This window comes from Croceifilum oryzae, assembly GCF_030814315.1.
GTDB classification, from domain to species: domain Bacteria; phylum Bacillota; class Bacilli; order Thermoactinomycetales; family Thermoactinomycetaceae; genus Baia; species Baia oryzae.
The window spans coordinates 1-12,265 of sequence record NZ_JAUSUV010000010.1 but is presented as its reverse complement, the minus strand read 5'-3'; the positions used below and the strand labels follow the sequence as shown (position 1 = coordinate 12,265).

Sequence of the window (12,265 nt, the reverse complement as noted above, 5' to 3'; positions counted from 1 at the left end):
AATGGCACCAAAACGTAAAGGCGCGAACCAACGCGTGAAACGCCGTGTTAAAAAACATGTTGAGTCTGGCGTTGTACACATTCGTTCTACTTTTAACAACACTATCATCACCATTACCGATCCACGTGGTAACTCAATCGCTTGGGCATCTGCAGGTACCATGGGCTTCAAAGGTAGCCGTAAAAGCACACCTTTCGCAGCTCAAATGGCAGCAGAAGTGGCAGCGAAAACCGCTATGGAAAACGGTATGAAGACCGTTGAAGTAATGGTAAAAGGACCTGGTTCCGGTCGTGAAGCAGCAATCCGTTCTCTTCAAGCAGTGGGGTTAGAAGTTAGCTTAATTAAAGATGTGACACCAATCCCTCACAATGGTTGTCGTCCGCCAAAACGTCGTCGTGTATAATGCGTTGACAAGATAACTTTAGGGTTTATCTTCGAACCAGATTGTGTATACTGGATAGGACTGGAAAATTTTTCAGCACTCTTACTTATGCACATGTAGTTGCACGGGCACGTTAGAGTAGGATGACACGTCTTCTCAAACGTGTGATTGGCGTTGTTAAACGATGAACGAGCCTATGTAACCTGATAGATCCAGAACTACGACGTTCTGAAGGAGGGTTTGTGAGCCGTATGATTGAAATTGAAAAGCCAAAGATCGAAGCTGTTGAGATCAGCGAAGATCATCGATACGGGAAGTTTGTAGTGGAACCTCTTGAACGAGGCTATGGTACTACCTTAGGAAACTCGTTACGCCGTGTACTGCTCTCCTCTTTGCCAGGAGCAGCTGTTACAGCGATTCAGATCGACGGTGTATTGCATGAGTTCTCTACAATTCCTGGTGTGGTCGAAGATACAACTGAACTGATTCTCAACTTGAAGAAGCTCGCCCTCAAAATTCATTCCGATGAACAAAAAACGCTAGAGATTGATATTGATGGCGGAACGGATGGTTATGAGATTCTTGCTGGGGACATTCGCGCTGATAGTGATGTGGAGGTTCTTAATCCAAATCTACACATTGCGACGCTCGAAGCGGGAGCACATCTTCGTATTCGTATGACAGCGAATCGTGGACGTGGTTACGTGGCCGCCGACAAGAATAAAAACGAAGATCAGGCAATTGGTGTGATTCCAATTGACTCCATCTATACTCCAATTGAACGTGTAAACTATCAAATTGAGAATACACGTGTTGGACAAGTTACTAACTACGACAAACTTACATTAGAAGTTTGGTCCAATGGTAGCTTGAAACCTGATGAAGCTGTTAGCCTTGGCGCAAAAATTCTCAACGATCATATTATGCTTTTTGTTGGTTTGACCGAAGAAGCAAAAGATGCTGAGATTATGGTGGAAAAAGAAGAAGATAAGAAAGAAAAAGTGATGGAGATGACCATCGAAGAACTAGATCTTTCTGTTCGTTCCTATAACTGCCTAAAGCGTGCTGGAATTAATTCCGTCCAAGAGCTTACGCAGAAATCAGAAGAAGATATGATGAAAGTCCGTAACCTCGGACGTAAGTCCTTAGAAGAGGTACAAGAAAAGCTTGCTGAGCTTGGTCTTGGCTTGCGCAACGAAGATTAATCCGCTTTTAGGGGGAGGGAAAATAGATGGCATACTCTAAATTAGGTCGCAATAGTTCAGCTCGTAAAGCTCTTTTCCGTGACCTCGTAACCGATCTAATCCTCAACGAACGTATCCAAACGACTGAATCCAAAGCGAAAGAAGTTCGTTCAATTGCTGAGAAATTGATCACTTTGGGTAAACGCGGTGATTTGCATGCTCGCCGCCAAGCAGCCGCATTCGTTCGTACTGAGCGTTCTTATACCGAAAAAGATGGCGAAGAATTAACCCATCATAAGAATGTAGATGCAGTAAAAAAATTGTTTGATGAAGTTGCGCCACGTTATGCAGAGCGTAATGGTGGTTATACTCGTATCTTGAAAATCGGACCTCGTCGTGGTGACGGAGCTCCAATGGTATTTCTTGAGCTTGTAAAATAACTGCTTGCTATGTTTGAAAGGGTGAGGGCAGGATCTAACCGGTCCTGACGTTACCCTTTTTTCTTTAGGTGGGAATATATGAAGCACACAAAATCTCTCATAGAACTATCTGGAGTATGGTTTGATTATCACCCAGATCGCCAAATGAAGGAGCAATGGGCATTACAAGACATCAATCTTACGATTCAATCAGGTGAGTATGTAGTTGTGATGGGACCAAATGGCTCTGGTAAATCCACATTTGCTCGTTTACTAAATGGGTTATTTATCCCCACAGAAGGCGAAGTTCGAGTGGGGGATTTTTCTACTTCAGATGACCTTGGACAATTTCATATTCGTAGAAAAGTAGGAATGGTCTTTCAAAATCCAGACAATCAAATTGTGGCGACAACGGTACGCGACGATGTTGCGTTTGGACTTGAAAATTTAGGGGTCCCAAGAGAAGAGATGATTCCACGTATCGAACAGGCACTAGAAGTGGTTGGATTAGTTGGTTTTGAAAATCGTGAACCAGCTCATCTTTCGGGTGGTCAAAAGCAGCGCCTTGCGATTGCGGGTGTAATTGCCATGAATCCAGATATCATTGTGTTCGATGAGTCTACCTCTATGCTTGATCCACAGGGACGAGAAGAAGTACGGGAACTGATGAAAGAGCTTCATCAACAGGGTCATACTGTGATTCATATTACTCATTCTGCACAAGAAGCTTTTCTAGCAGAACGGGTCATTGTGATTGCCCATCATCGTCTTCAATTAGATTGTCCATCTAAGGATTTATATAACCAATCTCATTTGTTAGAGCAGTGGGGCTTAGAAGTTCCTCTTCCGATTCGATTACGTGCATTGTTGAAGGATCAGGGATTGGAGATAAACGAACCGATTGGAAATTCGGATGAAATGGTGGCTCAGATATGGAGATATCTTTCCAAGACATAACCTACACCTATTCCACTGGGACTCCGTTTGAACACCGAGCACTTCAGAATATTCATGTTCAATTCAATCAAGGCAGCTATGTTGCTGTTATTGGCAAGACGGGTTCTGGCAAATCTACATTGGTTCAACTTTTGGCGGGCTTGCTCCTTCCTACAAGCGGTGTCTTACAGGTAGGAGATACTCGGATTCACTCTCGATCTAAGAAATTAGGGGAGTACCGTAAAAAGGTTGGCGTTGTTTTTCAATATCCAGAGCATCAACTTTTTGAAGAAACAGTAGCTAAGGATATTGCCTTTGGACCGAAAAATCTTGGTTGTGATGTAGCTGAAATCGAACATCGGGTGGTTGAAGCGATGTCGTGGGTGGGTCTCTCTCCTGATCTAAGGGATCGATCGCCGTTTGAGTTATCGGGTGGTCAAATGAGACGAGTAGCCATTGCGGGAGTACTTGCTATGCGCCCTGACATCCTGATTCTAGATGAACCTACTGCGGGATTAGACTACCTAGGGCAGAGAGATCTGTTGTCTATTTTAAAGAGATTTCATCAGCACTTTGGATGTACAGTCGTTCATGTTACACACAATATGAATGAAGCTGCAGAACTTGCTGAGCAGATCGTGCTCATGAGTGATGGGAAAGTGATTTCTACTGGAAAACCCGTTGAAATCTTTCGGAATCTGCCATATCTACAAGTAAGTGGGCTAGATGTTCCAGATGTGACGAAGTGGATCATGTCGTTAAATCAGAATTTATCTACACCAGTCTCGACCGAGATTTATGAGTTATCTGCATTAGCGGACGAGCTTATTCATCGTTGGAGGAGAGGCTCATGAACTCTGTTATGATTGGACAGTACATACCGATAGACTCTTGGCTGCATCGACTCGATCCGCGTTCAAAATGTATTTTTGTCTTCTGTATGTTGATTTTGATTTTCTTCGCTAACAATGTAGAGAGCTATGCTCTTTTGCTGTTTATTGGATTGGCTGGGATGGTTCTTTCTCGAATTTCATTCCTACTTTTTTTTCGATCGATGAAGTTGATTATCTGGATGATCTTGTTCACGACCCTTTTTCATCTTATTTTTACTCAGAGTGGAAGCGCTGTCTTGGAAACTCCAGTTCTTACGATTTATGAAGAAGGAGTTCGTCAAGCCGCTATTCTTTCGGTTCGTTTTATCTTATTAATGACTTTTGCTTCCCTACTGATGTTTACTACTTCACCGATTGACTTAACAGATGGGCTGGAGTCGCTACTTTCCCCCCTTCGCCGGTGGAGGTTTCCTGTTCATGAGTTTGCGATGATGATGTCCATTGCCTTGCGCTTTATTCCTACGCTATGGGCAGAGACGGATAAGATTATCAAAGCACAAAAGGCTCGTGGAGCGGACTTTGAAAGCGGAAATCTATACCGTCGTGTCATGGCGTATATTCCTGTTTTAATCCCACTTATGATCTCGTCGTTTCGACGGGCAGAGGATCTGGCAACCGCGATGGAGGCAAGAGGCTATGTGGGTGGCGTCGGTCGTTCGAAATTGAGAGTTCTTTCCATACGTCGCTCGGACGTTCTTTTGCTGGTATGTTTTGCTATCGTGGCAACTGCCCTTTTTTGGATGAGAAAGTAGGACAATCATGAAAAAGATTCAATTAATCATTTCATATGACGGTACTGATTATGCAGGATATCAACGCCAACCGGAGCAAAGAACCATACAAGGAACGCTTGAGGAAGCATTGAAGCGCTTAACTAGGGAAGAGATTCATATTCATGGTTCGGGGCGTACAGATGCAGGTGTTCATGCCTTAGGACAGGTGTGCCACTTTGAAACGGTCTCACCTATTCCGGGAGAGAAATACACGTACATCTTACGTAAGATGCTTCCTCGTGATATAGTTGTCCGCTTTAGCCAAGAAGTATCTATGGATTTTCATTCGCGGAAAAGTGCGCATTGGAAGACGTATCGTTACAGCATTGATACCAATCGTATACCCAATGTATTTATGAGACGCTTTCAAACGCATGATCCTATATCACTTGATCCGGTTTTGATGCAAGAAGCAGCTAATTATCTAGTGGGAACGCATGTGTTTACGTCGCTTTGTTCGACCAAAACGGTTGTGGAGGACCATAGGCGTACCATTTATGCTTGCATGATTCGCGAAGACCAGGGTATCGTGTCCATTGAAGTATCGGGGAGTGGATTTCTATACAACATGGTCCGCATTATTGCAGGTACATTGGTGGAAGTTGGTAGAGGAGAACGTGATCCCCATTCCATCTTAGCACTACTAAGTGCTTGTGATCGGAGATTGGCGGGACCTACTTATCCGCCTGAAGGTCTTACATTAGTTGAAGTAGGCTATGCACCTCTAGAAGTTTAAGTTGCCAACTTGACAATCTTCTACAAGTGGTATATGATTACGCTTGGTATTTTCCACTCCACGCCCCGGTGGAATTAGTTCGGCGCAAACAAAAAGATTGTTCTTTTTTACTCGTCGTTCCGCCCATCCTTCCGCTTCAAAGGATGAGCGAAATTTGAATGGATATCATTGAATAGGGCCGGCTTAACCGCAGTCTATTGCACATAGAGGAGGGAAATATACGATGCGTACAACATTTATCGCAAAGCCACATCAAGTGGAACGTAAATGGTATGTGGTAGATGCTCAAGGTAAAACACTTGGTCGTCTAGCTACTGAAGTTGCTACTCTACTTCGTGGTAAACATAAACCTGAGTTTACCCCGCACGTGGACACAGGTGATTTCGTAATCGTAATCAATGCTTCCGGTATCGAACTTACCGGTAACAAACTAAACAAAAAGATCTACTACCGTCATTCTGGTCATCCAGGTGGCTTGAAGCAGACAGTAGCTGCTGATCTTCGTGCAACTCGTCCAGAGCGCATGATTGAACTAGCAGTAAAAGGTATGCTTCCAAAAGGTAGCCTAGGTCGTCAACAAGTGAAAAAACTAAAAGTATATGCAGGAACCGAACATCCTCATCAGGCACAATCGCCAGTTGAGTATGAACTACGCGGTTAATAAAAAGGAGGTACCGATTTTGGCACAAGTTCAGTTTTATGGAACCGGTCGCCGTAAGGAGTCGGTTGCCCGTGTACGTCTCGTTGCTGGCGATGGCCGCATCGTGGTAAACGGTCGTGACTTGGACACTTACTTCGGACTTGAAACTTTGAAAGCGATCGTTCGTCAACCGCTTGTATTGACAGATACTCTTGGTCGTTATGATGTACTTGTTAATGTAGGTGGCGGTGGTTTTACCGGACAAGCTGGTGCAATCCGTCACGGAATCGCACGCGCACTTCTAAAAGTAGATGCAGAGCTTCGTCCTGCACTGAAAAAAGCTGGGTTCTTAACACGTGACCCACGTATGAAAGAGCGTAAGAAATACGGTCTTAAAGCAGCTCGTCGTGCTCCACAGTTCTCCAAACGGTAATAGCTGTTTATATAAAAGCTTCCAATCATGTAGATGGTTGGGGGCTTTTATTTTTTTTCAATAACCCAGAGTGTTTTTCAATACTCCTTCATAGCTTGTACTGTGGAAGCATACACATTAGTAACATAGCTGTGTATGGAGGCGTTCGAATGATATTATTTAAATCGATCTATCGTGGAATTAGTATGTTTCGTTGGAGGAAAATGTACTGGATTCCTCTGATGGGAGTTATATTGCTCACTTGTAGTTTCATGATTGAGCCCATTCGAAGCACGTGGATGTCACGGAGTGAGCCGATGTTTGGGAAAGTGATTGTGATTGATGCAGGTCATGGGGGAATAGATGGGGGAGCGGTGAGCCCTTCGGGTATCATTGAGAAAGATATAACACTGAAGATCGCTTCTTATTTGCAACAGCTTCTCGGACAAGCGGGTGCTCAGGTTGTGATGACGAGAGAGACGGATACAGATCTTGCAAACCCTGACACTCGGAGAATTTCGCGCCGGAAGGCAGAAGATTTATCCAATCGGGTTCGGTTAGTTCGAGAGAGCAAAGCGGAACTGTTTATCAGCATTCATCTTAACTCGATGGCAGCGGGACCGTGGCGAGGTGCGCAAACCTTCTATAATCCAATTAAGGAAGAGAATAAACGTCTCGCATCCTTAATCCAATCTGAAATCATTCGTACGATTGCTAACACAGACCGACTACCAAAAGCTAAAAATGATGTGTTTCTCATGAAGTATTCGCCTGTTCCAATGGCCTTAGTGGAGGTTGGATTTTTATCAAACTCGGAAGAGGCTCGATTATTAGCCACAGAAGCTTATCAAAAACAAGTTGCATCGGCGATTTATTATGGAATGCTTGCCTATTATGATGGCAAAAAAGTGCCTGATGTTAAATAGCAAGAAACAGATTTGTCCTCTAGTATGCTATAATCAATCTGGATATGTTGACCTACATAAGGTAACTGGCAAGAGGACGAGGTTGTTAGATCGATCCTCATGACAATTTCAATCAACATAACTGAACTTTAGTATATAACTCCGAGGTGTGTTTAAAATATGCTAACGACTGAGAGCATTATGGAAGCGTTGCGGGAGGTAAAAGACCCCGAGCTTAATAAAAGTCTTGTAAGTTTGAATATGATTCGGAATATCCAGATACAAGGCAATGATGTATCGCTGGATGTAATCCTAACCATTCGAGGATGCCCATTAAAAATAAAGATTCAGGAAGACGTAGAAAATGCAATCCGGCAATTAGGTGCAGAGCGTGTGACAGTCACGTTTGGCGCTATGACGGATGAAGAGAGGGCAACGTTATCTGCTTCATTACGTGCAGAGCAGCATGCAAGTCGTAACAATGCTACTCCTCAAGGTGGAAAGGCACCTTCTGCAGCACCAGGAATTCCTCAAACCAACTATATTGCGATTGCTTCAGGAAAAGGTGGGGTCGGAAAGTCCACCGTAACGGTTAACTTGGCAGTTGCTTTGGCACGTGCGGGGAAAAAAGTAGGTATTATCGATGCCGATATTTACGGGTTTAGTGTTCCAGATATGATGGGGATTGAGCAACGACCCACTGTTATCGATGATGTCATTCTTCCAGTAGAGCGATATGGAGTTAAGGTGATATCGATGGGCTTCTTTGTAGAGGATAATGCCCCTGTCGTATGGCGTGGTCCTATCCTAGGTAAAATGTTACGTAACTTCCTTCATGAAGTACATTGGGGAGAATTAGATTATCTCCTACTCGATTTACCGCCTGGCACAGGAGACATTGCTCTCGACGTTCATCAAATGATTCCTCAGAGTAAAGAGATTATTGTAACCACTCCGCATGCAACAGCAGCATTTGTAGCAGCCCGTGCTGGTGCGATGGCACTTAGTACGACTAAGCATGAGATTCTCGGGGTAGTGGAGAATATGTCTTGGTACACAGATCGAAACGGCGATAAAGAGTATGTATTTGGTCGTGGAGGCGGTGAAAAGCTTGCAGAGTCACTAAATGTAGAACTTCTTTGCCAAATTCCTCTCGGAGCTCCTGGTAATGTATTAGAGGACCCGGAGTATTCACCTTCTGTTTATGCGAGCAACCATCCAACAGGGAAACTGTATGATGAGCTGGCGCGAAAAGTGGCTCAAGCTGTTACCACATAAGTTTACAGTATGAAACCAGTCCCACTTAGGACTGGTTTCATCTTTGACAAGCTTTTGTTTTTGTTCACATGATTAAGGGGCGTTACTGCTACCATCTCCTGTACTACTACCGGAGTCTTCAGATCCACCACCCTGATCTGATCCTTGAGAAGACTGTTGCTGTTTTCCTTTTTTAGAGCTCTCTTGAATCAGTTTCATCAGCTGTTGTTGAAAACTAGGTGACTTCATTGCTTCTTCGATGATTTTCATTGTTTCTTTGCGGTTCTCTTGGCTTTTCATTAACTGAAGAATCGTCTTCGAGAACTCTGGATCCTTGAGAAGATCCATCATGGATTTTTGATACTCAGGATCTTTCATCAAAGCTTTAAAGAGATTTTTCATCTCTTTCTCAGTCGCTTTTGCAAAGCTATTTGCAATATCAGGCTTTGCCAGTAGCTTACCAAGCCCTTCTTGTGCTTTCGGATCCGTCATCACCTTAGACATAGCCTTCTCTACTTCTTGTGAATTGACAACGATCTGCTCTTTAAACTCAGGATCGGTCATCATTTTTTGTAGAGCTTGTTTCCCTTCTTGAGTTTGAAGGACATCTAATACGATTCCTTTGGTCTTCTGATAATCAACAGACTCAGACTCTTTTTGTGAGCCACAAGAGGTTACCAAGAACATGATTGCGATAAGTGAAATGATACGAATGAGAGCCATAATTCATACCCCGTTTCAGTTTGCCTATGTATCTATATTATGTGGTTTGTGATTTTCCTTTATCCATCCAAACAAAGGAAAGTTCATGCATAGCTAACGCAGACCAACTTTGTTACAATCGGTTCAGTTAGATATCAGGGAGCGATACGACATGACATTAAAAAGTTTATTTAAATGGTATTTTTCTACACTTCTCATTGGAGCAAGTGTTACATGTATACTTGGTTTGGTTTCATATTGGATTACAGGAAGTTCACTATTTGGACCGGTTAACCTTTTAATCCTTACTGGACTTCTTCTTCCCTCTATTACACAGCTCGGCTTTTTTTCTTATCTCGTATTTAACTGGCTTAGTATGGGTTTAGTACGGAATCAAAAAACCTTTAATACTATCCAATTGCTTTTCTTGCTTGTTGTATTTGGATGTGTGGTCTATTTGAATGTGAATAAATATAATGGCACAGACTTATGGATGCATTTATCGATTCCAATGATATTACTTGTAGTGAGTGTGATCATTGGAAAACAAAAAGTGCGCTTCACACAGAAGGCAGCCTTCATTCCAACCCTCTTCTTCATGTTTACCGTAACGATGCTGGAAGCAATTCCGACTATGAACATCAAGGATGGAGAGGTTCCTATCTCTTCCATTGCATCAACTGTTTTTGTATTGGTGGCATGTAATACATGGCAGATTTTGAATCTTCAACGCTGGACTCGTGCCAGAAAAGATGAGAAATCAAACGAAAACCAATTGCTGGCAAACAAACAGAAAAAAAAGAGCTAGACTAAAGTCGTCTAGCTTACTGAACTGGCTTCACTTTTTGTTGCGTGCTGGATACTAATTCTGAGACAGTGACAAATTCGTATCCTTTACTTCTTAATTGATCGATGATTTGAGGTAGCGCTTCATGTGTTTGTCGGCAAGAATCACTCGCGTGTAGCAAGATGATATCACCTGGATGCGCTTTGGTTACAACACGGTCTACAATTGCTTTCACACCAGGATTCATCCAATCTCTGGAGTCTGTATCCCACTGGATCGAAGTATACCCTAAACTTTGGGCAACCTTAAGTACACGCTTGTCAAAATCTCCGTTTGGATAGCGAATCAGGTTCATCTTTTTACCCGTTACTTTATTTAAGATCGTATCGGATGTTGTAATTTGTTTTTTGATTTGTTCTTCGGAGAGCTGGCTGTAATTATCGTGTTTATGTCCATGGCTTCCAATCTCGAACTTTAGCTCATCACCAATTTTTTTCACTAAATCGGGATGTGTCTCAGCCCAAGGAGAAGAGAGGAAAAAGGTTGCTTTTTTAACTCCTTTTTTCTGAAGTACATCTAGGATAGGAGCTGTGCGTTCTTCCCCCCAGCTAATATCAAAGGTTAATGCGACTACCTTCTTGTCCGTTTTTACACTGTAGATGGCAGCTGGATCCTTATCTGGGGCTTGTTTAGAAAAAAAGACTGGTAAATCCTTTGCTTCGGCATAATAAACTCCAATGCCAAAGATACAAACGAGTGCTAATAGAAAAATGCGTTTTATTTTCTTACCGGATAAAACCATAAAATAGTTCATTTGGTACCCTCCTTCATTTAGAAACCTGTCCTAATGGTAATGTATGTACGAGGGACAAGAGATATGATATACAAGAGGTGAAATTAAATTGAGGAGACTCCTCTTTGCCCTACAAGCAGAAAAAAGGCTTATCCTGATTGCCACAACGATATTTCTTATTTCTGCGTTTATGGGAAGTGTGAATACAGAACAGTGGAGGAAGCTCTTCGAGCAACTTCAGATTTTTGATCACTTTGAGAAAATGATTCGGAGCCTAGGTACGAATCCTAGTTGGTTTGATGTTAGCAAAGAGATCTTTATGAACAATCTTAAGGCTTGCTTGATGCTAATCGTAATGGGTGTTCTGCTAGGAATTCCAACGATTTCAAGCATGATGACAAATGGGTTATTGCTGGGTTATGTAATGACCACCTCTAGTCAAGAGACAGGGATCTCAGGCTGGAACTTATTTTTAACAAAGATATTGCCCCATGGTATATTTGAATTACCCGCTATTTTTCTCGCGGCTACTTTGGGATTACGAATAGGAATGTCTGTGTTTTCATCAGCAGTCTCGCTATTCAAACCATCTAATCAGATTCAGGCAAAGATGGCATGGAAGGAGATTGGGCAGCGTTTTCCTGTGTTGCTGGGGCTTATCGTCTTATTGTTGTTTATAGCAGCTAGTATCGAAGGGCTGTTGATCACTTCTGCATAAAAGGAGGATAAAGATGAAGATCGATATACAATGGCAAGGGAAAATGGAGTTTAAGACAGATACCCCGTCTGGACATCATATTACGACGGATGCTTCTTCTGAAGTGGGGGGAGAGAACCTAGGACCTCGTCCGACAGAAATGTTATTGTCCGCTGTAGGGACCTGTTCAGGAATTGATATCGTAGACATATTGACGAAAATGCGCTTAGAAGTACAATCCTTTTCGATGGAAGTGAGTGGGGAGCGTGCAACTGAGTTTCCGAAGAAGTTTACAGATGTACATATGCATTATCGCTTAATGGGTGATCTTCCGGTTGAGAAAGTACGTCGTGCCGTTCAGTTATCTGTTGAGAAATATTGTACTGTGTCTAATTCATTGTCTGCTCGTATTACGGCTAGTTTTGAGGTAAATGGTGAGCATTTCAATACGTAAACAATCTCTAAACTCGTTTAGTTGTATGATGAAAACGGAATCCTAGTGACCGGTATGAAACTTCTTTATCTTTTTTATAAAAATGATGTTGACTCTACAAGTTTGTCTGTGCTATATTATTACATGTCGCCGCGATACGGTGGCACAAACAAAAAGCAAGTGTTCCTTGAAAACTAAAGAGTGAATGAACCAAGACCTGTTTAATTACTTTAAATTGAGCTTAGCTCAAACTTTCAATGGAGAGTTTGATCCTGGCTCAGGACGAACGCTGGCGGCGTGCCTAATACATGCAAGT

At 42.6% G+C, this 12,265-nt stretch carries 16 protein-coding genes and 1 rRNA gene; 15 read left to right on the top strand and 2 right to left on the bottom strand.

The genetic code is table 11. The features are described from left to right. Position 1: 1 nt before the first annotated feature. From rpsK to salA, 11 genes are all read left to right on the top strand, one after another. Entirely contained in the window at positions 2-403 is a 402-nt protein-coding gene (gene rpsK / locus J2Z48_RS11635; RefSeq protein WP_072332746.1) for a 30S ribosomal protein S11, read from the top strand. 230 nt (positions 404-633) lie between these two features. Next, a complete protein-coding gene (locus J2Z48_RS11630; RefSeq protein ID WP_307253926.1) occupies positions 634-1,587 on the top strand; it encodes a DNA-directed RNA polymerase subunit alpha in 954 nt (317 codons plus the stop codon). A 26-nt stretch (positions 1,588-1,613) separates the two neighbouring features. Beyond that, positions 1,614-2,006 carry a 50S ribosomal protein L17 gene (gene rplQ / locus J2Z48_RS11625; RefSeq protein ID WP_072332740.1) on the top strand — a complete coding sequence of 131 codons (393 nt, stop codon included), beginning with the start codon at positions 1,614-1,616 and terminating at the stop codon, positions 2,004-2,006. A gap of 78 nt (positions 2,007-2,084) precedes the next feature. Beyond that, entirely contained in the window at positions 2,085-2,942 is an 858-nt protein-coding gene (locus J2Z48_RS11620; protein ID WP_307253732.1) for an energy-coupling factor transporter ATPase, read from the top strand. After that, positions 2,918-3,775 carry an energy-coupling factor transporter ATPase gene (locus J2Z48_RS11615; protein WP_307253729.1) on the top strand — a complete coding sequence of 286 codons (858 nt, stop codon included), beginning with the start codon at positions 2,918-2,920 and terminating at the stop codon, positions 3,773-3,775. The genes J2Z48_RS11620 and J2Z48_RS11615 overlap by 25 nt, the downstream gene beginning before the upstream one ends. Further along, the gene (locus J2Z48_RS11610; protein ID WP_307253728.1) at positions 3,772-4,566 is read left to right on the top strand and encodes an energy-coupling factor transporter transmembrane component T family protein; all 795 of its coding nucleotides are present in this window, start codon (positions 3,772-3,774) and stop codon (positions 4,564-4,566) included. Before J2Z48_RS11615 ends, J2Z48_RS11610 begins: the two co-directional genes overlap by 4 nt. 7 nt (positions 4,567-4,573) lie before the next feature. Continuing rightward, complete coding sequence (gene truA, locus J2Z48_RS11605) at positions 4,574-5,323, top strand: tRNA pseudouridine(38-40) synthase TruA (RefSeq protein ID WP_307253725.1); 750 nt, start codon at positions 4,574-4,576, stop codon at positions 5,321-5,323. A gap of 223 nt (positions 5,324-5,546) precedes the next feature. Beyond that, complete coding sequence (gene rplM / locus J2Z48_RS11600; protein WP_307253723.1) at positions 5,547-5,984, top strand: 50S ribosomal protein L13; 438 nt, start codon at positions 5,547-5,549, stop codon at positions 5,982-5,984. 19 nt (positions 5,985-6,003) lie between these two features. Further along, on the top strand, positions 6,004-6,396 hold the full coding sequence (gene rpsI, locus J2Z48_RS11595) for a 30S ribosomal protein S9 (RefSeq protein WP_072332725.1): 393 nt from the start codon (positions 6,004-6,006) through the stop codon (positions 6,394-6,396). A 149-nt stretch (positions 6,397-6,545) separates the two neighbouring features. Next, entirely contained in the window at positions 6,546-7,301 is a 756-nt protein-coding gene (cwlD, locus tag J2Z48_RS11590) for an N-acetylmuramoyl-L-alanine amidase CwlD (RefSeq protein ID WP_307253719.1), read from the top strand. A gap of 159 nt (positions 7,302-7,460) precedes the next feature. Then, positions 7,461-8,558 carry an iron-sulfur carrier protein/transcriptional regulator SalA gene (salA, locus tag J2Z48_RS11585; protein ID WP_307253718.1) on the top strand — a complete coding sequence of 366 codons (1,098 nt, stop codon included), beginning with the start codon at positions 7,461-7,463 and terminating at the stop codon, positions 8,556-8,558. 72 nt (positions 8,559-8,630) lie between these two features. Here salA and gerD read toward each other — a convergent pair whose 3' ends face one another. Continuing rightward, the gene (gene gerD, locus J2Z48_RS11580; protein WP_307253715.1) at positions 8,631-9,260 is read right to left on the bottom strand and encodes a spore germination lipoprotein GerD; all 630 of its coding nucleotides are present in this window, start codon (positions 9,258-9,260) and stop codon (positions 8,631-8,633) included. A 151-nt stretch (positions 9,261-9,411) separates the two neighbouring features. On the opposite strand from gerD, the gene J2Z48_RS11575 reads away from it, so the two are divergent. After that, the gene (locus tag J2Z48_RS11575) at positions 9,412-10,047 is read left to right on the top strand and encodes a KinB-signaling pathway activation protein (protein ID WP_307253714.1); all 636 of its coding nucleotides are present in this window, start codon (positions 9,412-9,414) and stop codon (positions 10,045-10,047) included. A gap of 16 nt (positions 10,048-10,063) precedes the next feature. Here the strand turns inward: J2Z48_RS11575 and pdaB are convergent, their stop codons facing one another. Then, on the bottom strand, positions 10,064-10,840 hold the full coding sequence (gene pdaB, locus J2Z48_RS11570; RefSeq protein WP_307253712.1) for a polysaccharide deacetylase family sporulation protein PdaB: 777 nt from the start codon (positions 10,838-10,840) through the stop codon (positions 10,064-10,066). 88 nt (positions 10,841-10,928) lie between these two features. On the opposite strand from pdaB, the gene J2Z48_RS11565 reads away from it, so the two are divergent. The 3 genes from J2Z48_RS11565 to J2Z48_RS11555 form a co-directional block, all read left to right on the top strand. After that, positions 10,929-11,537, top strand: a complete 609-nt coding sequence (locus tag J2Z48_RS11565) for a stage II sporulation protein M (protein WP_307253710.1) — start codon at positions 10,929-10,931, stop codon at positions 11,535-11,537. Between the two features lie 13 nt (positions 11,538-11,550). Continuing rightward, positions 11,551-11,970 (top strand): OsmC family protein, encoded by a 420-nt coding sequence (locus J2Z48_RS11560; RefSeq protein ID WP_307253708.1) that lies wholly within the window; start codon positions 11,551-11,553, stop codon positions 11,968-11,970. A gap of 233 nt (positions 11,971-12,203) precedes the next feature. Next, a 16S ribosomal RNA gene (locus J2Z48_RS11555) occupies positions 12,204-12,265 on the top strand; the annotation flags it as partial.

Excerpts from the sequence above, each read along its gene's own strand:
- pdaB (WP_307253712.1), bottom strand. The coding sequence starts at position 10,840 with ATGAACTATTTTATGGTTTTATCCGGTAAGAAAATAAAACGCATTTTT.
- cwlD (WP_307253719.1), top strand. The coding sequence starts at position 6,546 with ATGATATTATTTAAATCGATCTATCGTGGAATTAGTATGTTTCGTTGG.
- rpsK (WP_072332746.1), top strand. The coding sequence starts at position 2 with ATGGCACCAAAACGTAAAGGCGCGAACCAACGCGTGAAACGCCGTGTT.
- truA (WP_307253725.1), top strand. The coding sequence starts at position 4,574 with ATGAAAAAGATTCAATTAATCATTTCATATGACGGTACTGATTATGCA.
- salA (WP_307253718.1), top strand. The coding sequence starts at position 7,461 with ATGCTAACGACTGAGAGCATTATGGAAGCGTTGCGGGAGGTAAAAGAC.
- J2Z48_RS11615 (WP_307253729.1), top strand. The coding sequence starts at position 2,918 with ATGGAGATATCTTTCCAAGACATAACCTACACCTATTCCACTGGGACT.
- gerD (WP_307253715.1), bottom strand. The coding sequence starts at position 9,260 with ATGGCTCTCATTCGTATCATTTCACTTATCGCAATCATGTTCTTGGTA.
- J2Z48_RS11620 (WP_307253732.1), top strand. The coding sequence starts at position 2,085 with ATGAAGCACACAAAATCTCTCATAGAACTATCTGGAGTATGGTTTGAT.
- rplM (WP_307253723.1), top strand. The coding sequence starts at position 5,547 with ATGCGTACAACATTTATCGCAAAGCCACATCAAGTGGAACGTAAATGG.
- rplQ (WP_072332740.1), top strand. The coding sequence starts at position 1,614 with ATGGCATACTCTAAATTAGGTCGCAATAGTTCAGCTCGTAAAGCTCTT.
- J2Z48_RS11575 (WP_307253714.1), top strand. The coding sequence starts at position 9,412 with ATGACATTAAAAAGTTTATTTAAATGGTATTTTTCTACACTTCTCATT.
- J2Z48_RS11610 (WP_307253728.1), top strand. The coding sequence starts at position 3,772 with ATGAACTCTGTTATGATTGGACAGTACATACCGATAGACTCTTGGCTG.
- J2Z48_RS11560 (WP_307253708.1), top strand. The coding sequence starts at position 11,551 with ATGAAGATCGATATACAATGGCAAGGGAAAATGGAGTTTAAGACAGAT.
- J2Z48_RS11630 (WP_307253926.1), top strand. The coding sequence starts at position 634 with ATGATTGAAATTGAAAAGCCAAAGATCGAAGCTGTTGAGATCAGCGAA.